The sequence below is a fragment of the Rheinheimera tangshanensis genome (assembly GCF_014645135.1).
GTDB lineage: Bacteria > Pseudomonadota > Gammaproteobacteria > Enterobacterales > Alteromonadaceae > Pararheinheimera > Pararheinheimera tangshanensis.
In genome coordinates this window covers 1-21754 of the sequence record NZ_BMLH01000013.1, presented here as the reverse complement: position 1 = coordinate 21754, position 21754 = coordinate 1, and the positions used below count along the sequence as shown (strand labels likewise).

19 protein-coding genes are annotated in these 21754 nt (G+C 46.9%); 16 read left to right on the top strand and 3 right to left on the bottom strand.

Features of this window, described 5'->3' with window-relative positions:
• The first annotated feature begins 14 nt into the window (after positions 1-14).
• From IEW88_RS17820 to tcdA, 7 genes are read left to right on the top strand one after another with little or no spacing between them, the layout of a single operon-like run.
• Positions 15-2186, top strand: a complete 2172-nt coding sequence (locus IEW88_RS17820; protein WP_185148652.1) for a DNA internalization-related competence protein ComEC/Rec2 — start codon at positions 15-17, stop codon at positions 2184-2186.
• Between the two features lie 56 nt (positions 2187-2242).
• Positions 2243-4006 (top strand): lipid A export permease/ATP-binding protein MsbA, encoded by a 1764-nt coding sequence (gene msbA / locus IEW88_RS17815; protein WP_308936427.1) that lies wholly within the window; start codon positions 2243-2245, stop codon positions 4004-4006.
• Positions 4003-4974, top strand: a complete 972-nt coding sequence (gene lpxK / locus IEW88_RS17810; protein ID WP_147905314.1) for a tetraacyldisaccharide 4'-kinase — start codon at positions 4003-4005, stop codon at positions 4972-4974. Before msbA ends, lpxK begins: the two co-directional genes overlap by 4 nt.
• A complete protein-coding gene (locus IEW88_RS17805; protein ID WP_147905315.1) occupies positions 4974-5168 on the top strand; it encodes a Trm112 family protein in 195 nt (64 codons plus the stop codon). The genes lpxK and IEW88_RS17805 overlap by 1 nt, the downstream gene beginning before the upstream one ends.
• The gene (kdsB, locus tag IEW88_RS17800) at positions 5159-5938 is read left to right on the top strand and encodes a 3-deoxy-manno-octulosonate cytidylyltransferase (RefSeq protein ID WP_147905316.1); all 780 of its coding nucleotides are present in this window, start codon (positions 5159-5161) and stop codon (positions 5936-5938) included. The genes IEW88_RS17805 and kdsB overlap by 10 nt, the downstream gene beginning before the upstream one ends.
• Positions 5939-6646 carry a TIGR01621 family pseudouridine synthase gene (locus tag IEW88_RS17795; RefSeq protein ID WP_147905317.1) on the top strand — a complete coding sequence of 236 codons (708 nt, stop codon included), beginning with the start codon at positions 5939-5941 and terminating at the stop codon, positions 6644-6646. It abuts the gene before it with no gap.
• A 13-nt stretch (positions 6647-6659) separates the two neighbouring features.
• Positions 6660-7448: a tRNA cyclic N6-threonylcarbamoyladenosine(37) synthase TcdA gene (tcdA, locus tag IEW88_RS17790; RefSeq protein WP_053424926.1), complete on the top strand. Its 789-nt coding sequence runs from the start codon at positions 6660-6662 to the stop codon at positions 7446-7448.
• 20 nt (positions 7449-7468) lie between these two features.
• Here the strand turns inward: tcdA and IEW88_RS17785 are convergent, their stop codons facing one another.
• Genes IEW88_RS17785 through gltA form a run of 3 tightly spaced genes read right to left on the bottom strand, consistent with a single transcriptional unit; the run spans position 7469 to position 10457 of the window.
• A complete protein-coding gene (locus tag IEW88_RS17785; RefSeq protein ID WP_147905318.1) occupies positions 7469-7909 on the bottom strand; it encodes a SufE family protein in 441 nt (146 codons plus the stop codon).
• Positions 7906-9120: an aminotransferase class V-fold PLP-dependent enzyme gene (locus IEW88_RS17780; RefSeq protein ID WP_147905319.1), complete on the bottom strand. Its 1215-nt coding sequence runs from the start codon at positions 9118-9120 to the stop codon at positions 7906-7908. Before IEW88_RS17780 ends, IEW88_RS17785 begins: the two co-directional genes overlap by 4 nt.
• A 59-nt stretch (positions 9121-9179) precedes the next feature.
• Positions 9180-10457: a citrate synthase gene (gltA, locus tag IEW88_RS17775; protein WP_053424928.1), complete on the bottom strand. Its 1278-nt coding sequence runs from the start codon at positions 10455-10457 to the stop codon at positions 9180-9182.
• Between the two features lie 371 nt (positions 10458-10828).
• Here gltA and sdhC point away from each other — a divergent pair, with 371 nt between their 5' ends.
• The 9 genes from sdhC to IEW88_RS17730 all read left to right on the top strand — a co-directional run bounded on the left by sdhC (position 10829) and on the right by IEW88_RS17730 (position 21611).
• Positions 10829-11206, top strand: a complete 378-nt coding sequence (sdhC, locus tag IEW88_RS17770) for a succinate dehydrogenase, cytochrome b556 subunit (protein WP_147905320.1) — start codon at positions 10829-10831, stop codon at positions 11204-11206.
• Positions 11197-11544, top strand: a complete 348-nt coding sequence (gene sdhD / locus IEW88_RS17765; protein WP_147905321.1) for a succinate dehydrogenase, hydrophobic membrane anchor protein — start codon at positions 11197-11199, stop codon at positions 11542-11544. The genes sdhC and sdhD overlap by 10 nt, the downstream gene beginning before the upstream one ends.
• Positions 11545-13317: a succinate dehydrogenase flavoprotein subunit gene (gene sdhA, locus IEW88_RS17760; RefSeq protein WP_147905322.1), complete on the top strand. Its 1773-nt coding sequence runs from the start codon at positions 11545-11547 to the stop codon at positions 13315-13317.
• Positions 13318-13329: 12 nt separating this feature from the next.
• The gene (locus IEW88_RS17755) at positions 13330-14049 is read left to right on the top strand and encodes a succinate dehydrogenase iron-sulfur subunit (protein WP_046518779.1); all 720 of its coding nucleotides are present in this window, start codon (positions 13330-13332) and stop codon (positions 14047-14049) included.
• 111 nt (positions 14050-14160) lie between these two features.
• Positions 14161-16968 carry a 2-oxoglutarate dehydrogenase E1 component gene (locus IEW88_RS17750; RefSeq protein ID WP_147905323.1) on the top strand — a complete coding sequence of 936 codons (2808 nt, stop codon included), beginning with the start codon at positions 14161-14163 and terminating at the stop codon, positions 16966-16968.
• A 115-nt stretch (positions 16969-17083) separates the two neighbouring features.
• Positions 17084-18274: a 2-oxoglutarate dehydrogenase complex dihydrolipoyllysine-residue succinyltransferase gene (odhB, locus tag IEW88_RS17745; RefSeq protein WP_147905324.1), complete on the top strand. Its 1191-nt coding sequence runs from the start codon at positions 17084-17086 to the stop codon at positions 18272-18274.
• A 146-nt stretch (positions 18275-18420) separates the two neighbouring features.
• Positions 18421-19590, top strand: a complete 1170-nt coding sequence (gene sucC, locus IEW88_RS17740; RefSeq protein ID WP_053424931.1) for an ADP-forming succinate--CoA ligase subunit beta — start codon at positions 18421-18423, stop codon at positions 19588-19590.
• A gap of 10 nt (positions 19591-19600) precedes the next feature.
• Positions 19601-20473, top strand: a complete 873-nt coding sequence (sucD, locus tag IEW88_RS17735) for a succinate--CoA ligase subunit alpha (RefSeq protein WP_046518783.1) — start codon at positions 19601-19603, stop codon at positions 20471-20473.
• A gap of 667 nt (positions 20474-21140) precedes the next feature.
• Entirely contained in the window at positions 21141-21611 is a 471-nt protein-coding gene (locus IEW88_RS17730) for a hypothetical protein (RefSeq protein ID WP_147905325.1), read from the top strand.
• Positions 21612-21754: the final 143 nt, after the last annotated feature.

Here is a 21754-nt window from a genome sequence, read left to right as displayed (position 1 = left end):
TCAGCGGATGCCTATTGTCATTATTTTTACCAATAGTGCCAGAGCTTTTGTGGCTTATTTTCCTGCTGTGCTTGATCCTGATCTGCATTTACTATCGTTTGTTGTTTTTCACTGGTCTTTGTTGCGCTTTAAGCCTTTGGTTGTGGCAGGTACAGCAGCATCAATCGCATACTGAACTGTTACTTCACTTGTCCGAACCATGGCTCAAAGGTCAGGTTGTCAGTATCAGACAACAGGATCAGGACTTCAGCAGATTTTTATGGCAAATCAATGAAGGGCCACTGCAAGGTTACTTAGTAAGAATGCGCTGGCAGCGTGCACCAGAGCTGTTGGGTCAGGGGCAAGACTGGTGGCTGAAGGTACGCTGCAAAGCCGTAAGGGCGCCTGCCAATCCTGGCTCAGTGCATATTGAAGCCAATGCTTATGTGCTGGGTATTATTGGTAATTGTGTGGTGAAAGATGGACTGTTACTTAATGCAGACTGGGATCATCGTCAGCAGTTGTATCAGCGCTTGCAGCAAAAAATTGGCGACCTGCCATCTTTTTCACTGATCACAGCTTTTACTTTAGGTGAACGGCCTTTTAGTGACGAGTTGTGGTTGGGGTTACAAGCCACAGCCTTAGGTCATTTAATTTCGATATCCGGTTTTCATATTGGTCTGCTGTTTGGCTGGGTCTATGGCTTGATGTTGTGCTTCGCCAAAATGCATATCCAGCTGCTGTGGTGCAGAAAAGCAGCACCTTTTGTCGCTCTCTTCGCTGCATGGTATTACAGCTTATTGGCAGGTTTTGCCATTCCTACGTTACGAGCTTTACTCGCTTTGGCTTTGACTGTGTATTTGCTGCAGCAGCACAGGCGCTTAAGTTATAGCCAAAGCTGGCTTTTGGTCTGCGGGCTTTTGTTGTTCATTAATCCTTTATGGGTGATGAGCATTAGTTTTTGGCTGACGCTTTATGCGGTGGCTTTAATTTTTTTATTCGTCTGGAGTTATCCGCTGAGCGATCGTAGCGACTGCGGCGTCATCAAGCATGCTTTAAAATTTCAGGCGGTAATGACGCTGTTAATGAGTGCGCCTACTTTATTATTTTTCCATGGTATAGCGCCTCTGGCGTTGCTGTCGAATCTGATTTTTGTGCCCTGGTGCTCGCTTTTGGTGATCCCTTATCTGCTGATTGCTTTACTACTGGAGCTGATTTTGCCTGCAGAAGTACTTTGGCACTGGCAACTGGCGGATCTGTTGTTATCTCCATTACAGCAGTGGCTGATGGCAGGAGCTTCTATGGATTATTGGTGGTTACTACCGGCGCAAACGGTATTTTCTGCCCTTTGTATCGCCTTGTTATTGCTCGCGTTATTTTTTCTGCCCGCTGCTGCACCAAAATACAGAATGGCGCTGCTGTTATTGCCTTTTATTTTTTTGTTGTGGCCCAAAGCAGCGCACTGGCAAGTGCATGTTATTGATGTCGGGCAGGGCACGGCCGTGCTGTTGCAAAAAGGCGATAGAGGCTTGTTGTACGACGTTGGGCCTGTGTATGGCAGTTTTAATGCCACCGAAGCTTATGTGTTGCCTTATTTGCATTATCAAGGGGTACGGCAACTGGATTATTTAGTGTTAAGCCATGCCGATACTGATCACACAGGCGCTTTTGCTGAAGTGTTAAAGGCTTATCCCGGAGTGCAATTGATTGCTGACTTTGACACAGGCTTCCCGCAGCGTCCTTGTTTATCTTTGCCAGCTCATTATCTGGATGCAAAGCTGTGGGCTTTTCGGAGTCAATTCCAGACAGAGGAAGGCAATAACAGCTCTTGTGTGCTGGCAATAAAAACAGCCGGATGGCAAACCTTGTTGACTGGCGACATAGCTCATAGCGTCGAAGCTGAGTTATTAATTGCTCAGCCTAACTTAAAGGCCGATTTGTTGTTGCTGGGGCATCATGGCAGTAAAAGCTCTAGTCAGTTGAATTTCTTAAGCAGCCTACAACCACTATTGGCGCTGAACAGTGCCGCTGCCAATAATGCCTACGGTCACCCCAGTGCAGAGGTGTTGGGGCGACTGGCATTGCTGCAAATTCCACTACTCAATACTGCAGATCAAGGCGCTGTGCGGATTGAAATGACTGAGCAACAGCTCCATATCTGGCCCTATCGGCAGCAGCCTTTGCCATTTTGGCTGCAAAAGCAGTGAACAATTGCTGAAAGCGCCTGCACAACAAGGTAGAATGGCGACGGTTTTCTTATTCTTTGGGGTTAAATTTGTCTTCACAAACAACGGGTTCAATTAGTACCTTTAAGCGCCTGATGCGTTATTTAAAACCCTACAAAGCGGGGTTTGCTCTGGCGATGTTTGGTATGGCGGGTTACGCCTGTGTCGATATTTATTTTATTTCTCAGTTTTCCAGCTTTATTGACCGTGGGATCACCCAAAAAGATACGGCTTATTTAGCCTGGGCTCCGGTTTTTGTCGTCGGTATGTTTTTCCTGCGTGGTGTGTTTCATTTTATTTCCAGCTACTGCCTGAACTGGGCTGGTACTCATATCGTCAAAGACTTACGCCAGCAACTGTTCCGTCAGATGATTGCTTTGCCTGTCAGTTACCATGACAAACACTCGACGGGCGAGCTTATTTCAAAAATCACCTACGATGCTGAGCAAATTAAGCAAGCGTCCAGCAAAGCCTTAGTTGTGCTTATTCATGAAGGTGTGTTTGTTTTAGGTTGTTTAGCCCTGATGTTTTACAACAGCTGGCAGCTATCCTTGATTTTTTTAGTCATAGCACCACTAATTGCCGTCATAGTAGCGCAGGTATCGAAACGTTTTCGTAAAATCAGCAGTAATATGCAAAACGCTATGGGTGATGTCACCACCAGTTCAGAGCAGATGCTGAACGGCCATAAAGTGATTTTATCTTTTGGCGCAGGCGATTTGGAAAACAACAGATTTAAAGCAGTGAATAACCGCAACCGGCAGCTGGATGTAAAGATGGAAGCGACGCGCGCTATCAGCGTTTCGCTGATCCAGCTGATTGCTTCTTTTGCTTTGGCTTTTGTGATTTATTTAGCCAGTTTCCCGGCTATGCTGGACACCTTAACGCCTGGTACTTTCAGTGAGATGATCACGGCCATGATGTTGCTGTTAAAACCGCTAAAACAACTGACCACAGTCAATAGTGATTTTCAGCGCGGTATGGCAGCAGCGGCTAACGTCTTTATTGTTTTGGATGAAAAACCAGAGCAGGACACTGGAACCATTGAACTGAAACAGGTGACAGGTGCTATTGCAATTAAAGACTTAAGCTTTCACTACCCTGGTCATGAAAAACAAGTGTTAAAGCAGATCAATATCAACGTTGAACCTGGTCAGACAGTGGCTTTAGTCGGTCGCTCCGGCAGCGGTAAAACCACTATTTCCAGCTTGTTGCCACGTTTTTATGAAATTGAGCAAGGTGAAATTTTACTCGATGGCATTAACACCAAAGACTGTACGCTGGATTCATTACGCTCACAAATGGCTGTGGTATCGCAGCATGTGGTGCTGTTTAACGACACCATCGCCAATAATATTGCTTATGGTTATCGTGGTGAATTAAGTCCTGAACGTTTACTGGAAGTGGCAGAAAAAGCTCATGTGATGGAATTTGTGCAGCAGATGCCGGAAGGGCTTGATACTGAAATTGGTGAAAACGGTGTGACTTTGTCCGGTGGTCAACGCCAGCGTATTGCCATAGCCCGGGCTTTGTTACGTCAGGCTCCTGTGCTGATTCTGGATGAAGCGACTTCTGCGCTGGATACAGAATCAGAGCGTAAAATTCAGGGCGCATTGGATGAATTGTTTAAAGGCCGCACCAGTATTGTTATAGCGCACCGCTTGTCTACCATTGAAAATGCCGACCAGATATTGGTGATGGATCAGGGCCAGATTGTCGAGCAGGGCAACCATCAGTCCTTGCTGGCACAAAATGGCTACTATGCTCAGCTGTATAAAATGCAATTTAGCGAAGTCGGATGAACTGGTGGGAGAAAGGCTGGTACCGCCAGCACTCTTTTACATTGCTGTTCTGGCCACTGAGTCTGCTGTATCGGCTGGTCGCTGTGATCCGCCGTTTTGGCTATCAGCGCGGCTGGTTTGTATCTTTTTCTGTAGAAAAACCCGTTGTTATTGTCGGTAATATCTCAGTCGGCGGCACAGGTAAAACACCTTTCACTTTGTGGCTTTGTAAGTTTTTAGCAGAGCAGGGCTTTACTCCTGGTATTGTCAGCCGGGGTTATGGTGCCCGTATCACAGCGCCTGTGCGCGTTACTTCGTTGCATTTGGCCGCAGATGTTGGCGATGAACCTTTGCTTTTGGCGAGCAAAAGTCATTGTCCTGTAGTGGTCTGTCCGGACAGAGTGGCAGCTGCGCAGTATCTGCTGGAGACTACAGACTGCGATATAGTGATTAGCGACGATGGTCTGCAGCATTATAGGTTACAGCGCGATTTAGAACTGGTGCTGATCGACGGTCAACGAGGTTTGGGCAATCAGCAGCTATTGCCCGCAGGGCCTTTGCGCGAACCTGTATCGCGTTTACAAAGTGTCGATGCGGTTATTGTGAATAGCGGTGACTTTGAATCGGCGCAGTATAAAATGCTGTTAAAGCCTGTTAAGCCTCTGGCATTAGATGGTCAAAGCCAATGGCCAGAACAAGCACAAGCTGTGACTTTAGTGGCAGCCATAGGCAATCCACAACGTTTTGTTGATACGGTAAAGAACTTTGGTATTGAGGTGAAAGCCAGCGTCTTTTTCCGTGATCATTTTGCTTTTGATGAACAGAGTCTGGCTAATATCGAAGGCCCGGTATTAATGACAGAAAAAGATGCGGTCAAATGCCGTGCTTTTGCTAAACCCAATTGGTATTACCTGCCGGTCGAGGCCGACCTGTCGGACGAATTTAAATTCTGGCTGCAGCACCAACTGCGTCAATGGAGAGAAGACTAATGGCTTTAAATATTGCCTTACTGGACATCATTGCTTGTCCTTTGTGTAAAAACAAATTGAAACTGGATAAAGAAAAGCAGGAACTGATTTGCACAGCAGATCGTTTGGCTTATCCGGTAAAGAAGCATATTCCTGTGCTGCTTACTTCTGAAGCTCGCACCTTAAGTCTGGAAGAGGCTGAGCAATGGCGTTAGTACAGGCGGCGTTAGCAAAAACTGGGTTTCTGGTCGTTATTCCGGCCCGTTACGCCAGTAGCCGTTTGCCGGGCAAACCTCTGGCTGATATTGCAGGTCAGACCATGATTGAACGGGTGTACAGTCAGGCTATTAAAAGTGGTGCAGAGCGGGTGGTGATTGCAACTGACGATGCCCGTGTGAAACAGGCATGCGAAGGCTTTGGCGCTGAAGTTTGTATGACCAGTCCGGCCCATAACTCCGGCACTGAACGTCTGGCCGAAGTCGTGTCTTTATTGGATCTGGCGGACGATACAGTGGTGGTGAATGTACAAGGCGACGAGCCTTTTATTCCGCCCACTATTATCCGTCAGGTCGCACAGAACCTGGCGAGTCAAAGCAAAGCCCGTATGGCCACTTTATCTGTGCCTATCGAGCATAGCGACGAAATACAAAATCCTAATGTGGTGAAAGTACAAAGCGACAAACATGGTTATGCACTGTATTTCAGCCGCTCTGTGATCCCATTTGACAGAGATAAAGCTTTTACAACACAACTGGCTGATATCTATCGTCGTCATATAGGTATTTATGCCTACCGTGCTGGTTTTATTAAAGAGTACGTCCGTTGGCCGGCATCTCAGCTTGAGCAGATTGAATGCTTAGAGCAGCTGAGGGTCTTATGGCAAGGCGAGGCTATTCATGTTGCTACTGCGCTTGAAGTTCCTGCTGTGGGCGTGGATACGCCAGAGGATTTAGAACGTGCCCGCCTGGTTGCGGCTACTCTGTAAATGACATTAAAACTGGTTTTTGAGCACACCGATTTTCTGGTGCTGGATAAACCATCCGGTATCAGTTTTCATTCCGAGTTTGAACCCGGTGTTGTCGCTTTAGCTGAAGCCCAGTTTGGGCTGAAGTTGTATGCTGTGCATCGGTTGGATAAAGGCACATCAGGTTTATTGCTGCTGGCTAAAAGCAGTGAAGCGGCAGCGAAGTTGGCTGAATTGTTTCAAAGCCAACAGATCCAAAAGTTTTATTTAGCGCTGACCGATCAAAAACCAAAGAAAAAACAAGGCTGGGTTAAAGGTGATATGGTGCAGGCGCGCCGTTCGGCCTGGAAGCTGATCAGCACTTTAAGCAATCCTGCTATCAGCTATTTTGTCTCGGCTTTTTACGAGGTGGAAGGGCGCAGAGTTTTTTTGGTCAAGCCTTTTACCGGTAAAACTCATCAGGTGCGGGTGGCTTTAAAAAGTGTCAGCGCTGCTATTTTGGGTGATGCGTTGTATCAGGGCAGCGCCGCCGATCGTCTCTACCTGCACGCTTATGCACTGTATTTTAGCTGGGATGGTGCGCAAATTAAGCTGGTGTTGCCTCCCTCGGATGGTACAGAGTTTTTATCGCCATCCTTGGTGCAGCACCTGAATCAGCACTGGGCAGAACCTGTATTACTGGATTGGCCTTCTTATCAAAAACCAACTACGTCTAAAGTTGTTGAGTAAAAGAGTAATTTACGTGTCCGATTATTTATTACGTTTTGCCGGCATAGGCCGTTTGTATGGTACCAAAGCATTGGACGCCTTTCAGAGTGCCCATGTTTGTGTGGTGGGCATTGGTGGTGTCGGTAGCTGGGCTGCTGAAGCTTTGGCTCGCTCCGGCATAGGCGAAATAACTCTGATTGATTTAGATGATATTTGTATCAGCAACACCAACAGGCAGCTGCATGCTTTATCCGATAGCATAGGCAAAGATAAAGTAGCGGTAATGGCTGAACGTATTCAAGCCATTAACCCGGATTGCAAAGTACACCAGGTCGAAGATTTTGTTAGTCATGACAATTTATTTGAGCTGATGAGCACCGATTTTGACTATGTGGTGGACTGCATCGATTCCATCAAAGCCAAAGTGGCGCTGATAGCGCACTGCAAACGCAATAAAATCGCGATAGTCACAGTGGGTGGTGCAGGCGGGCAGGTGGATCCCACTCAAATTCAGCTGGCCGATTTAAGCCAGACGGTCTACGACCCTTTGTTATCCAAAGTGCGCAATACCTTGCGTCGTGACTACAACTACAGCCGCAATACCAAACGACGTTTTGGCATAGATGCGGTGTATTCAACTGAGCAATTGGTGTATCCAAAAGGCGATGGTACTGTCTGTCAGACTAAACCAGAATTGGATGGCCCAATGCGCTTAGATTGCAGTGGTGGTTTTGGTGCCGTTACTGTAGTGACAGGCTCTTTTGCTTTTGTGGCCGTCTCCCGTGTTTTGAAAAAACTCGCTGAGAAAGCCAATAAAGCCTGACGCTTAAATTTAGGTGTGGGTCAGAGCGAGGCCTTGACCCGATTCAATACAGCCAGCAAACCATTACTGCGGGACTGACTGATATTTTGTTGCAGCTGCAATTCAGTCAATAATAACTCTGGTGTCGCCTCTGCTAACTCTTCCGCGGTCAGGCCATTTACCTGCGTCAAAATCAGAATAACTAAACCTTTTACAATACGGGCATCACTGTCAAAAGCCCAGAAATGCTGAGTTGTGACTGGGTCCTGATAATGCAGTAGCCAGGCTTTGCTCTCACAACCTTGTACTAAAAATTCATCTCTGTGCCACTCGCTGTCAAAAGTAGGTAATTCCCTGCCCAGTGTCATTAAAATCCGGTATTTACTTTGCCAGTCTCTTAATTGGCGCAACTGTGGCAGGTGGTTAACGTAAATTTTTTTTAGCGCAGTAGCGGTTTCTGTAAAGATATCTGGTCGGATCATTCGGCAAGTAACTCCACTGCTGTAGCTAAAGCGGTCAAAGTTCGGTCAATTTCGTCGAAACTGTTATAGCAGGCGAATGAGAAACGTACAGAACCCTTGACATTTAATGCCTGAAACAACGGCATAGTACAGTGAGTTCCGGCCCGAACTGCGATATTTTGCTGGTCGAGTAAGGTGGCGAGGTCGGCAGGGTGCTCATTTTTCAGGTTGAGCGCCACAATTCCTGCGTTAGTTGTCGGACCAGATAACAGCTCCAAAGCAGAAATTTGCTGACAACCGGCATAAAACCGTTGTACCAGCGCTGATTTGTGCTGCTGAAATGCGGTCAAATCCTGCTGTTGCAGCCATAAAATAGCAGCAGCAAGACCAATAGCGCCCGCCATGTTGGGCGTTCCAGCCTCTAATCTGTAAGGTAAATCGTTCCAGCTGCTGCTCGAAAAACTGACAGTTTTAATCATTTCACCACCGCCCAACAGTGGCCGCAGCAGCTCTAAATATTGTGTTTTGCCATATAAAACGCCAATACCTGTTGGGCCATACAGCTTGTGACCAGAGAACAGATAAAAATCTACATCCAGAGCCTGCACATCGATCTTCTCCCAGACAATGCCCTGAGCGCCGTCCAGCACCACTATAGCGCCTGCCTCCTTAGCCAGACGCACTATGTCGGCTATCGGCTGAATATAGCCCAGCGCATTAGAGACATGGCTGATGCTAACCACCTTAGGTTTAAGCTTTAATAATTCGCTATAAGCAGCGAGGTCAAATCTATGGTCGGCTGTTAAAGGCACCACATCCAGCTGCACACCAAAGGGCAGGGCATGGATATGCCAGGGCACAATATTGGCGTGATGTTCCATAGATGAAATTAATACCCGATCGCCGGACTGCAACACTGGCCCCATCAGACCAAATACCAGCTGATTAAAACCTGCTGTAGTGCCGCTGGTCCAGATAATTTCATGCGAAAAACGGGCATTTAGAAACTGAGCTACTGTGTTTCTGGCCGCTTCAAACGCCGCTGTGGCTTGTTGGCTTAAGCCATGGGCGGAGCGGTGCACGTTACTGTTATGCTGGCTGTAAAAGGTATTCATAGCATCAAGCACGGCTTGAGGTTTATGCAAAGTGGCGGCGTTATCCAGATAGATCCAATCAGGATGTGCGCTAAAAAACGGGAATTGTTGACGTAAAGAGCGTAGATCGAAGTTCACGATGGCCAACCGGACAGAAAAAACGAGGCCGGATCATAACATCCGGCCTCATGAGCTGGTTAGGCTTTTTTATAATCGCGCTTGGTGTAGCCGGTGTACAACTGACGCGGACGACCAATTTTGTGGCCTTTGTCGGACAGCATTTCGTCCCAGTGAGAGATCCAGCCTACAGTACGTGACATAGCGAAAATCACTGTAAACATGCTGGTTGGAATACCAATGGCTTTTAGAATGATGCCTGAGTAGAAATCAACGTTTGGATAGAGTTTCTTCTCGATGAAGTACGGGTCTGACAGCGCAATACGCTCCAGCTCCATCGCCACATCCAGCAGAGGATCCTTGATGTTCAGCTCTTTTAATACTTCGTGGCAGGTTTCACGCATCACTTTGGCACGAGGGTCAAAGTTTTTGTAAACGCGGTGACCAAAGCCCATCAGACGGAAACTGTCGTTTTTGTCTTTAGCACGAGCGACAAACTCAGGAATACGCTCTACAGAGCCGATTTCCTGCAACATTTTTAAGCAGGCTTCGTTAGCGCCACCGTGGGCAGGGCCCCACAAAGAGGCTACGCCAGCAGCGATACAAGCGTACGGGTTAGCGCCTGAAGAGCCCGCTAAACGCACTGTAGAGGTAGATGCGTTTTGCTCATGGTCTGCGTGCAGCATAAAAATGCGATCCATAGCTTTAGCAAGAATTGGACTGACTTTGTAATCTTCAGCTGGCACAGAGAACATCATATGCAGGAAGTTTTCTGCATAAGTTAAGTCATTACGTGGATACACAAAAGGCTGACCCACAGTGTATTTATACGCCATGGCAGAGATAGTAGGTAACTTGGCAATTAAGCGATGAGCACTGCGTTTACGCTGCTCCGGGTCGTTAATATCCAGGTCTGAATGGTAAAAAGACGACAGCGCGCCAACCACGCCACAGAGCATGGCCATAGGGTGAGCGTCAACGCGGAAGCCCTGAAAAAATGAGGCAATTTTTTCATGCACCATGGTGTGGCGCGTGATGGTATGCACAAACTCTTCGTACTTAGCTTTCGTCGGCAATTCGCCTTCCAGTAACAGGTAGCAGGTTTCCAGATAATCTGAATGTTCTGCCAATTGTTCTATTGGGTAACCCCGGTGTAACAACACGCCATTGTCACCATCGATGTAGGTGATTTTTGATTCGCACGAACCCGTAGCCATAAAGCCCGGATCGAAGGTGAAGTATCCTTGCTGACCTAAAGCACGAACATCAATAACATCAGTGCCTGCAGTGCCAGAATAGATAGGAAGTTCAAATGGTGCCTGTCCTTCGATCTGCACGACAGCTTTTTTATCTGCCATTGGATTTCTCCTGTTGTTTTAATTGGGTTAAACCTTCATTGCACCTATTCTAACGTCAAGTGCTGCCTAAAAGTCAATTTTAATGCGTGATTGGATAATAAGTATTCGACTCTGGTCGTATTGTCATCAAAGTGGAATGCTGTACTCTCTGTCTACGCAGAAATTCGATAACCAAATCAAACATAAATTGTAATCCGAAGTAGTGAATTATATACTGTCGCGGGTTTTAAACCTGTTCAGCGTTTGATCGATAAAAAAACAGGCTGAACCACAACGAGCTGTAGCCTGTATATCCATTGGGCGTTGACTGATTATTCAGCAACACATAATGACAACAAAGCTCTATAAAGAGCGTCGATGGGCAAGAAACTGTGAAAAAGCAAAGACCTGTAAATCTAGACCTTACAACAATATCTTTTCCTGCTCCTGCGTTAGCGTCGATCCTGCACCGCGTAACTGGCGTAGCCATGTTTTTCGCTCTGGTGTTTGTGATCTGGGCTTGGGCAGTCTCTTTGTCTTCTCCGGAAGGCTTTGAGCAAGTGAAATTGGTATTACAATCCTTCATCGCCAAGTTTATCGCTTGGGGTACTATCACAGTTTTGCTGTATCACATGATTGGTGGCATTCGTCATTTGATTATGGACATGGGGCACTGGGAAGAACTTCAATCCGGTAAAACCAGCGCAGTAGTGACTATCGTACTGTGGATTGTATTAGCTGTTTTAGCAGGAGTTTGGTTATGGTTCTGAATCAAGCCAGTTTAAAGCGCGACGGTGTCCAGGACTACGTCTCGTTACGTGCCACAGCAGTTATTCTGACGCTGTACACTCTGTTTATTCTGGGATTTTTCCTGGTTACTCCTGAAGTAACCTACGATGTCTGGAAAGCGCTGTTTTCCAGTATGCTGATGAAAGCTTTCACTTTATTAACCTTAGTTTGTATCGCAGTGCACACCAAAATCGGTCTGTGGCAGGTATTAACTGACTACGTCAAAAACGCAGCGTTGCGTGGCGTGTTGCAGTTCCTGTTATACACCTTAGCTTTTGGCTATGTAGCTGTTGGTCTCTTTGTTCTGTGGGGTGTTTAAGTGAATATTCCAGTACGCGAATTTGATGCCGTAGTAATAGGCGCAGGTGGTGCAGGTATGCGCGCCGCTCTGCAAATTACTGAATCAGGTTTAACCTGTGCTTTGTTATCCAAAGTATTCCCAACCCGTTCTCACACTGTATCTGCGCAAGGTGGTATCACTGTTGCGTTAGGTAACTCTCACCCGGACAACTGGGAATGGCACATGTTTGATACCGTTAAAGGTTCTGATTATATCGGTGACCAGGACGCTATCGAGTACATGTGTAAAACTGGTCCTGAAGCCATTACTGAACTGGAAAACATGGGCTTACCTTTCTCTCGTTTTGAGAACGGCCGTGTCTATCAGCGTCCTTTCGGTGGTCAGTCGAAAAACTTTGGTGGCGAACAGGCCGCTCGTACCGCAGCTGCAGCAGACCGTACTGGTCATGCCTTATTGCACCTGTTGTACCAACAAAACGTAAAAAACAAAACTCAGGTATTTTCTGAGTGGTACGCCTTAGATCTGGTGAAAAACCAGGATGGTGCCGTGGTGGGTTGTACTGCCATTGAAATTGAAACCGGTCAAATTGTTTATTTCAAATCCCGTGCAGTCGTATTAGCGACTGGTGGTGCAGGTCGTATTTACGCCTCAACCACAAACGCACACATCAACACCGGTGACGGTGTGGGTATGGCCTTACGCGCCGGTGTGCCACTGCAGGATATGGAAATGTGGCAATTCCACCCGACAGGTATTGCAGGCGCCGGTACGCTGGTGACTGAAGGTTGTCGTGGTGAAGGTGGTTACTTATTGAATAAAGACGGCGAGCGTTTCATGGAGCGTTATGCACCAAACGCCAAAGACTTAGCGGGTCGCGACGTTGTAGCTCGTTCTATGATGACTGAAATCCGTGAAGGCCGTGGTTGTGATGGTCCATGGGGTCCACACATCAAGCTGAAACTTGACCACTTAGGTGCGGAAGTTTTAGAAAGCCGTTTACCAGGTGTCTGTGAATTGTCGAAGACATTTGCTCACGTTGACCCGGTGAAAGAGCCAATTCCTGTGATTCCAACCTGTCACTATATGATGGGTGGTATTCCTACTAACGTACATGGTCAGGTTATTCATCCAAAAGCGGACGGTTCTGAGTCTGTAGTTCCAGGCTTATTCGCTTGTGGTGAAATCGCTTGTGTGTCTGTACACGGTGCGAACCGCTTAGGTGGTAACTCCTTATTAGACTTAGTGGTGTTCGGCCGAGCTACAGGTTTACACTTGGGTGAAGCTCTGGCTGCGACCACTGAACAGCGCGCTGCATCTGATTCCGATCTGCAAGCTGCGTTAGCCCGTACTCAACGTTGGGAAGAGACGAAGCCAGGTCAGGGTGAAGATCCGGTTCAAATCAAAAAAGACTTACAGCAATGTATGCAACTGAACTTCTCGGTATTCCGTGAAGGTGCTGCTATGGCTGAAGGTTTAGCTGAGCTGAAAGAAATCCGTGAGCGTCTGAAATATGCACGTCTGGATGATAAGAGCTTAGACTTCAATACTATGCGTATTGAATGTTTAGAACTGGACAACCTGATGGAAACCGCGTTTTCTACTGCAGTTGCTGCCAACTACAGAACGGAGAGCCGTGGTGCCCACGCTCGTTTTGACTTCCCGGACCGTGACGACGAAAACTGGTTATGCCACAGCGTCTACACGCCAGATACTGAATCAATGTTTAAGCGTAAAGTGAATATGGAACCTAAGTTCCGTGACGCTTTCCCGCCTAAAGCACGTACGTACTAAGAGGGATGCAGAATGAAGAAGTTAGTATTCTCTGTCTATCGTTACAACCCTGACGTTGATAAAGCGCCACGTATGCAAGACTATACTCTGGATAATCCAGAGGGTCGTGACATGATGGTGTTAGACGCACTGTTGAAATTAAAAGAACAAGACCCAACCTTATCATTCCGTCGCAGCTGCCGTGAAGGGGTTTGTGGTTCAGATGGTCTGAACATGAATGGTAAAAATGGTCTGGCTTGTATCACTCCATTGTCTGCATTGGGCAAAGGCAAAGGCGGCAAGCTGGTGATCCGTCCATTACCAGGTTTACCTGTAGTGCGTGACTTAGTGGTCGATATGACTCAGTTCTACACTCAGTATGAAAAGGTCAAACCTTACCTGATCAATGACGAGTTACCGCCAGCAGGTGAATACCTGCAATCGCCTGAAGATCGTGAAAAGTTAGATGGCCTGTACGAATGTATTTTGTGCGCCTGCTGTTCAACTTCTTGCCCTTCATTCTGGTGGAATCCGGATAAATTTATCGGACCAGCTGGTTTGTTACACGCCTACCGCTTCTTAGCTGACAGCCGTGATACTGCCACTGAACAGCGTTTAAACGATTTAGACGATGCATTCAGCGTGTTCCGCTGCCACGGCATCATGAACTGTGTCAACGTATGTCCTAAAGGTTTGAACCCGACCAAAGCTATAGGTCAGATCAAATCTATGCTGTTAAACCGGGCGCTGTAAGCGCCCTTTGTCAGAGCGAAACAGCCCTGATTGGTATAAAATGAAGCGCGCTCATATGTATGGGGCGCTTTTTGCTAATTTTTTCCAGGTGCTTCGAATAAGGGAAACTAAATGCACGAAGGTGTAATGAAGGCGTGGTTAGAGTCTTCTCATTTAGGCGGTGGTAACATGGCCTATGTAGATGAGCTCTATGAATCCTACTTAGCTGAACCTACCAGCGTCAGTGATGAATGGCGTGAGTTTTTTGCCAGTCTGCCCAAAATTGACGGCGTAGAACTCGAATCCCGTCACAGTGACATTCGCCAGCAGTTCGCTGAACTTGCCAAAAACAAACACCGTGAAGTCATTACGGTGAATGCAGGTGGTTCAGATCAACGTCAGGTGAAAGTTCTGCAACTAATCAATGCCTTCCGTTTCCGTGGCCATCAGCATGCAAACCTCGACCCGCTGAACCTGTGGAAGCAGCCGCGAGTGCGTGATTTGGAGTTGTCCTACCACGACCTGACTCAGGCTGATTTTGATACCGAATTTAATGTCGGCTCTTTTGCTGGTGGCGAAACCAGTATGAAGTTAGGCGACTTATACAAAGCGCTGGAGTCCACTTATTGTGGTTCTATCGGTGCTGAGTATATGCATATAGTGTCGACGGACGAAAAACGTTGGATCCAACAACGTTTAGAAGGCCAACAGGCCTCACGTGCGCTTGGCAAAGAAGAAAAAACCAAACTGTTGCAAGGCTTAGTGGCTGCAGACGGTCTGGAAAAATATCTGGCTTCTAAATTCCCTGGCGCCAAGCGTTTTGGTTTAGAAGGCGGCGACGCCATGATCCCAATGCTCAAAGCCATGATCCACAGAGCAGGCGAGCAGGGCGCTAAAGACTGTATTATCGGTATGGCGCACCGTGGTCGTTTGAACACCCTGATCAACGTACTGGGCAAAAACCCAAGCAAGTTGTTTGATGAGTTCGCCGGTAAATACGAAGTAGTTGGCGCAGGTGATGTGAAATACCATATGGGTTTCTCATCTGACTTCGAAACTAAAGGTGGCAATGTCCATTTAGCGTTAGCTTTCAACCCGTCGCACTTAGAAATCGTGAACCCTGTGGTAATGGGCTCTGTCCGCGCCCGTTTAGACCGCCGCGGTAGCACTGACGGTACCTTGGCTCTGCCTATCACCATTCACGGTGACTCTGCTTTTGCTGGTCAGGGCGTGGTTGCAGAAACCTTTAATATCTCTCAAACCCGTGCTTTCAAAGTGGGTGGTTCTATCCGTCTGGTGATAAACAACCAGGTTGGTTTCACTACCTCTAACCCGGAAGACACCCGTTCTACGCCATACTGTACTGATATCGCCAAGATGGTTCAGGCACCGATTTTCCACGTCAATGGGGATGATCCGGAAGCTGTGATTTTTGTCGCTCAGCTGGCTGTAGACTACCGCAACACCTTCAAACGTGATGTGGTGATTGACTTAGTTTGTTACCGTCGTAACGGTCACAACGAAGCGGACGAGCCAAATGCAACTCAGCCGCTGATGTACCAGAAAATCAAAAAACACCCAACTCCACGTGAGTTATACGCCCAGAAGCTGATTGCTGAAGGTGTGGTGACTGCTGAACAAGTCCAGCTGATGGTTGATAGCTACCGCGATGCCTTAGATAAAGGCGACTGCGTGGTTGAAGAATGGCGTCCTATGACTGAAGTGTCAGTCGACTGGACTCCATACATTGGCCACGACTGGACTACGGCTTACGATGCCAGTATGAAAGTGGCGGATTTAGTCACTTTAGGTGAAAAAGCCATTGCTGTGCCTGAATCTCATACTTTGCAACGTCAGGTTGGCAAAGTGTATGAAGACCGAGCGTTAATGCTTAAAGGCGAGAAAAAAATCGACTGGGGTTTCGCTGAAATTCTGGCCTACGCTTCTATTGTGGAAGCTGGCAGTCGTATCCGTATCGTCGGTCAGGATTCAGGCCGTGGTACGTTCTTCCACCGCCATGCGGTACTGCACAATCAGAACGATGCAAGCACCTATACACCACTGGAACATATCAGCGACTCACAAGGTCCATTCCAGGTGTACGACTCAGCCTTGTCTGAAGAAGCGGTATTAGCCTTTGAATACGGTTATGCCACAGCTGAACCTCGTGCTTTAGTGATTTGGGAAGGTCAGTTTGGCGACTTCGCCAACGGCGCTCAGGTGGTGATTGACCAGTTCTTAAGTTCAGGCGAGCAGAAGTGGGGTCGTTTATGTGGTCTGACATTATTGTTGCCTCATGGCTATGAAGGTCAGGGCCCGGAGCACTCCTCAGCCCGTTTAGAGCGTTTCCTGCAACTTTGTGCTGATCACAATATGCAGGTGGTGGTTCCAACCACTCCGGCTCAGGTTTATGCCATGATCCGCCGTCAGATGGTACGCCCAATGCGTCGTCCTCTGATTGTGATGTCACCTAAATCATTGTTACGTCACCCGTTAGCCACCTCTTCGTTAGAAGAAATCGCTTCTGGTGTATTCCAGAACGCTATCGCTGAAATTGATCCAATTAAGCCAGCTGATGTGAAACGTGTGGTGATGTGTAGCGGTAAAGTGTACTACGATCTGTTGGAAGAACGCCGCAAACGTAATATCACTGACATTGCTATAGTTCGGATTGAACAGTTGTATCCTTTCCCGGCGGAAGAGATGGCAACCATCATGAAAGACTACCAGCATGTAAAAGATTTTGTCTGGTGTCAGGAAGAACCGCAAAACCAGGGCGCCTGGTACTGCAGTCAACACCATTTCTGGTCTTCCATACCAGCAACTGGAAAACTGACGTATGCCGGCCGCGAAGCGTCGTCTTCACCTGCGGTAGGTTACTTGTCTGTTCACAACAAACAGCAACAGGCTTTAGTCAACGCAGCTTTAACTATTGCTTAAAAATTAAGGCGCAGCATCAGCTGCGCCGTTTTTGTATTCTGTCAGTGCGGCCGTAAGGCGCTCTGATTTTAGTTTTAGTAACGAAACAAAACCCAATTTTAAAAAAGGTGACAAAGTGGAAATTAAAGTCCCGGTACTACCAGAATCAGTTGCAGACGCAACAATCGCCACCTGGCATGTAAAAACAGGTGAAGCCGTTAGCCGTGATCAAGTCCTGGTTGACATTGAAACCGATAAAGTTGTTTTAGAAGTTGTTGCTCAGGCTGATGGCGTGATGGGCGAAATCGTTCACGCTGAAGGTGCGACTGTATTGGCTGAACAAGTGATTGGTCACATGAACGCTGGCGCTGCTGCTCCTGCCGCCGCACCTGCTGCTAAAGCTGAAGCTGCTCCGGCCGCTGCTGCTACTGCTGCAGAATCAGATGAGGTGTTAACTCCATCTGTGCGCCGCTTGATCGCTGAAAAAGGCTTAGACGCTGCTAAAATCCAGGGTTCTGGTAAAAATGGCCGTGTGACGAAAGAAGATGTAGAGAAATTCCTGGCCGGTGCACCAGCTGCTCCTGCTAAAGCTGCTGCTGTTGCTGCTCCAGCTCCGGTACAAGGCGATCGCTCACAAAAACGTGTGCCTATGACACGTTTACGTAAAACCATCGCGAACCGCTTGTTAGAAGCGAAAAATTCTACAGCCATGTTAACGACCTTCAACGAAGTGAACATGAAGCCAATTATGGATCTGCGTAAGCAGTACCAGGACGTGTTCGAGAAGAAACACGGCATCCGTTTAGGCTTTATGTCATTTTATGTCAAAGCTGTAACCGAAGCGCTGAAACGTTTCCCTGAAGTGAACGCTGCTATCGATGGCGATGACATCGTGTACCATAATTTCTTCGACGTCAGTATCGCAGTGTCTACACCTCGTGGCCTGGTGACACCAGTTCTGCGTGACTGTGACAAAATGAATTTGGCTGAAATCGAAAAAGCCATCAAAGATTTAGCCATCAAAGGCCGTGACGGTAAGTTGTCTATGGACGACTTAACAGGCGGTAACTTCACTATCACCAACGGTGGTGTGTTTGGTTCTCTGATGTCTACTCCAATCATCAACCCACCACAGTCTGCTATTCTTGGCATGCACAAGATCCAGGACCGTGTGATGGTTGTTGACGGCAAGATGGAAATTCTGCCAATGATGTACTTAGCACTGTCATACGACCACCGTATCATCGATGGTAAAGAGTCAGTCGGCTTCCTGGTGACCATTAAAGAGTTACTGGAAGATCCAACCCGTATTCTGCTGGATATCTAATATCTGGAAAAAGTAACTAAAAATGCTGTTGTTTTCGGGCAACAGCATTTTTTATCAGACTGATTGGCACTATAATACGCGCCGATCTAAAGGTCAGGTCGCACCATAGGTGTGGCCTTCAATGTCAAAATGAACGGAAAATAGCCATGAATTTGCACGAGTATCAGGGTAAACAACTGTTTGCCCAATATGGTTTGCCTGTATCCAAAGGCATCGCCGCAGCAACTGTTGAAGAAGCGGTAGAAGCTGCAGATAAAATCGGCGGCGACATGTTTGTTGTCAAAGCTCAGGTTCACGCTGGTGGCCGCGGTAAAGCGGGCGGTGTGAAGCTGGTGAAAAGCAAAGAAGATATCCGCGCTTTCGCTGAAAAATGGCTTGGAAAGAATCTGGTGACTTACCAGACAGACGAAAAAGGTCAGCCTGTAAGTCGTATTCTGGTTGAAACCTGTACTGACATCGCTAAAGAGTTGTATTTAGGTGCTGTAGTAGACCGTTCTTCACGTCGTATCGTGTTTATGGCTTCTACTGAAGGTGGCGTGGAAATTGAAACTGTTGCCCACGAAACTCCAGAAAAAATTCTGAAAGCTGCAATTGATCCACTGGTTGGCGCTCAGCCATTCCAGGGTCGTGAATTAGCCTTCAAATTAGGCCTGGAAGGCAAGCAAGTGAACCAGTTCGTGAAAATCTTCATGGGTCTGGCTCAGCTGTTTAAAGATAAAGATTTAGCTCTGCTGGAAGTGAACCCGCTGGTGATCACTCCTGCTGGCGATCTGCACTGCTTAGACGCCAAACTGGTGATCGATGGCAACGCTCTGTACCGTCACCCAGAATTAAAAGCCATGCAAGACCCTTCACAGGAAGATCCACGTGAAGCACACGCTGCTTCATGGGAGTTGAACTACGTAGCTTTAGGTGGCGACATCGGCTGTATGGTGAACGGTGCCGGTTTAGCTATGGGTACTATGGACATCGTTAAATTACACGGTGGCCAACCAGCTAACTTCCTGGACGTTGGCGGTGGTGCGACTAAAGAACGTGTTGTTGAAGCCTTCAAAATTATCCTGTCTGATGACGCTGTGAAAGCCGTATTCATCAACATCTTCGGTGGTATCGTACGTTGCGATATGATTGCTGAAGGTGTAATTGGCGCAGTGAAAGAAGTTGGCGTAAAAGTACCAGTAGTAGTTCGTCTGCAAGGTAACAACGCTGAACTGGGTGCTAAAGTGCTGGGTGAAAGCGGCCTGAACATTATCGCTGACACAGACCTGACAAGCGCTGCACAAAAAGTTGTAGCTGCTGCAGCGGCTAAGGCATAAGGGGTAATCCATGAGCGTTTTAATTAATAAAGATACCAAAGTAATTTGTCAGGGCTTCACTGGTGCTCAGGGTACTTTCCACTCTGAACAAGCCATTGCTTACGGCACTAAAATGGTTGGTGGTGTGACTCCTGGTAAAGGCGGTCAGACTCACTTAGGTTTACCAGTATTCAATACAGTAAAAGAAGCGGTAGAAGCCACTGGTGCTGAAGCATCAGTAATCTATGTACCAGCTGCTTTCTGTAAAGATTCTATCCTGGAAGCTGCTAACGGCGGTATCAAACTGATCGTTTGTATCACTGAAGGTATTCCAACTCTGGATATGCTGGATGCCAAAGTAAAATGTGACGAATTAGGCGTACGCTTAATTGGCCCCAACTGCCCAGGCGTAATCACTCCAGGCGAATGTAAAATTGGTATCATGCCAGGCCACATTCACTTACCAGGTAAAGTAGGTATTGTTTCACGTTCAGGTACTCTGACTTATGAAGCAGTAAAACAAACGACTGATTACGGTTTCGGCCAGTCGACTTGTGTAGGTATTGGTGGTGACCCAATCCCTGGTTCTAACTTCATCGACATCCTGAAATTATTCCAGGAAGACCCACAGACTGAAGCCATCGTCATGATCGGTGAAATCGGTGGTTCAGCTGAAGAAGAAGCTGCTGCTTACATCAAAAAACACGTGACTAAGCCAGTTGTGTCTTACATTGCCGGTGTAACTGCACCAGCTGGTAAGCGCATGGGCCACGCAGGCGCCATCATCTCTGGTGGTAAAGGTACAGCTGACGAGAAGTTCGCTGCACTGGAAGACGCAGGCGTGAAAACCGTGAAGAGCTTAGCTGACATCGGTAAAGCACTGAAAGAACTGACTGGCTGGTAATTCACCCATTAGTAATTTCTACTAAGAAACCCGTCCTTGTGACGGGTTTTTTTATACCTTGATGATGCCTCTAAAATTCTGTTGAAATAGCGGTACATTAACGTTAGTTTTGTACTCAGTGGATTCCTGGAGACAAGATCTTAAGCATTCGTTTCTGAGTAAAGCCCCTGCATTTTTCGGAGATAGTAGAGATGATCACCATATCTGAACGAGATTGGAAAATAATCCGGGATCTAAAGCCTGAGCTGCTGAACTTAGCCTGTGAACAAATTTTCCATCGCATTGAAAAGCTTTCAGCGGGCAGAGCAGGGCAGCAGCATTAAACTTATCTTAAACTTTATAAATTAATCGAAAAAGAAGATGAAAAAATAGCCAAAATGTTTAATGACCTGAAACGCAGCAACGCCTTTTTTAAAATTGCTGCGCTTAGGCTGAATGGTGTGTTGACTGATGCGCAAATGGAGTTGTTTACTGAGCAAACTCAAGCCATTGTGAAAGACCTTTGCCAGTTTGGGCGCTAAGTTAATCCTTTGGGTCAAAGCAAAACCTACCGCAGGGTTTGCCCTTGGTTCATATGCAAAAAGGCGCAACCTGATGACTTTGAATACAGAATGTCAGAGTAAAATAGCTGCACTGAAGAGTTTTCTGGTTTAAAAGTTGGTGATCAATGAATAAATTTATAGCTGATAGCGACGCATTAAAACGCCGGATCCGTTACCTGAAAAGACCTGTTTATCTGCTGTTAGCACTTTGGCTTTTTCTGATTTATTACAAACCTGAACTTATCAACAACAGCACTATCCTAGGGTTAATCAGTGGTGTGGCTGTGTTTATGTTTTTTGATGCTTTGCTGCGTCATTATCAGCATGCGCTTGATCTACATGGTACTGAGCAGTTGATCTTCAGTCAGAGTGGATTTGAGTTTATACAAAAGAGTACGGGTTATAGCTTTGTAAAGAAAAACGAGGATATTGTCTCTGTCGACTATAGGCGATTTCTTGGAGCTCCGAGAATAAGAGTTAACTTTAAAAACAATGAATTGTATGACTTTAAGTGGTTTTTGCATTCAGAGCTTCTATACAAGGAATTGCAAAAAAGACAAGGCGACAGCGCCCATCGCTCTGCTTCTGTGCGTTAAGGTAAAGGGGTCTGAATCTGAGGTATCCCCACAAAAATATGAGTAAAATCATAGAGGTGATACAAAAAATTAAGTAAGTGAGAACATTCATGGTGTTCGGTGATCAGATCTATCGCCAAACAAACCTACCAAGGAAGCACCAT

What these genes read in the sequence shown, in the direction of transcription:
- sucC (WP_053424931.1), top strand. Translation starts at nt 18,421, where the DNA reads ATGAATTTGCACGAGTATCAGGGTAAACAACTGTTTGCCCAATATGGT.
- IEW88_RS17795 (WP_147905317.1), top strand. Translation starts at nt 5,939, where the DNA reads ATGACATTAAAACTGGTTTTTGAGCACACCGATTTTCTGGTGCTGGAT.
- lpxK (WP_147905314.1), top strand. Translation starts at nt 4,003, where the DNA reads ATGAACTGGTGGGAGAAAGGCTGGTACCGCCAGCACTCTTTTACATTG.
- IEW88_RS17750 (WP_147905323.1), top strand. Translation starts at nt 14,161, where the DNA reads ATGCACGAAGGTGTAATGAAGGCGTGGTTAGAGTCTTCTCATTTAGGC.
- IEW88_RS17785 (WP_147905318.1), bottom strand. Translation starts at nt 7,909, where the DNA reads ATGATCCGACCAGATATCTTTACAGAAACCGCTACTGCGCTAAAAAAA.
- sucD (WP_046518783.1), top strand. Translation starts at nt 19,601, where the DNA reads ATGAGCGTTTTAATTAATAAAGATACCAAAGTAATTTGTCAGGGCTTC.
- gltA (WP_053424928.1), bottom strand. Translation starts at nt 10,457, where the DNA reads ATGGCAGATAAAAAAGCTGTCGTGCAGATCGAAGGACAGGCACCATTT.
- sdhD (WP_147905321.1), top strand. Translation starts at nt 11,197, where the DNA reads ATGGTTCTGAATCAAGCCAGTTTAAAGCGCGACGGTGTCCAGGACTAC.
- IEW88_RS17730 (WP_147905325.1), top strand. Translation starts at nt 21,141, where the DNA reads ATGAATAAATTTATAGCTGATAGCGACGCATTAAAACGCCGGATCCGT.
- kdsB (WP_147905316.1), top strand. Translation starts at nt 5,159, where the DNA reads ATGGCGTTAGTACAGGCGGCGTTAGCAAAAACTGGGTTTCTGGTCGTT.
- IEW88_RS17755 (WP_046518779.1), top strand. Translation starts at nt 13,330, where the DNA reads ATGAAGAAGTTAGTATTCTCTGTCTATCGTTACAACCCTGACGTTGAT.
- IEW88_RS17805 (WP_147905315.1), top strand. Translation starts at nt 4,974, where the DNA reads ATGGCTTTAAATATTGCCTTACTGGACATCATTGCTTGTCCTTTGTGT.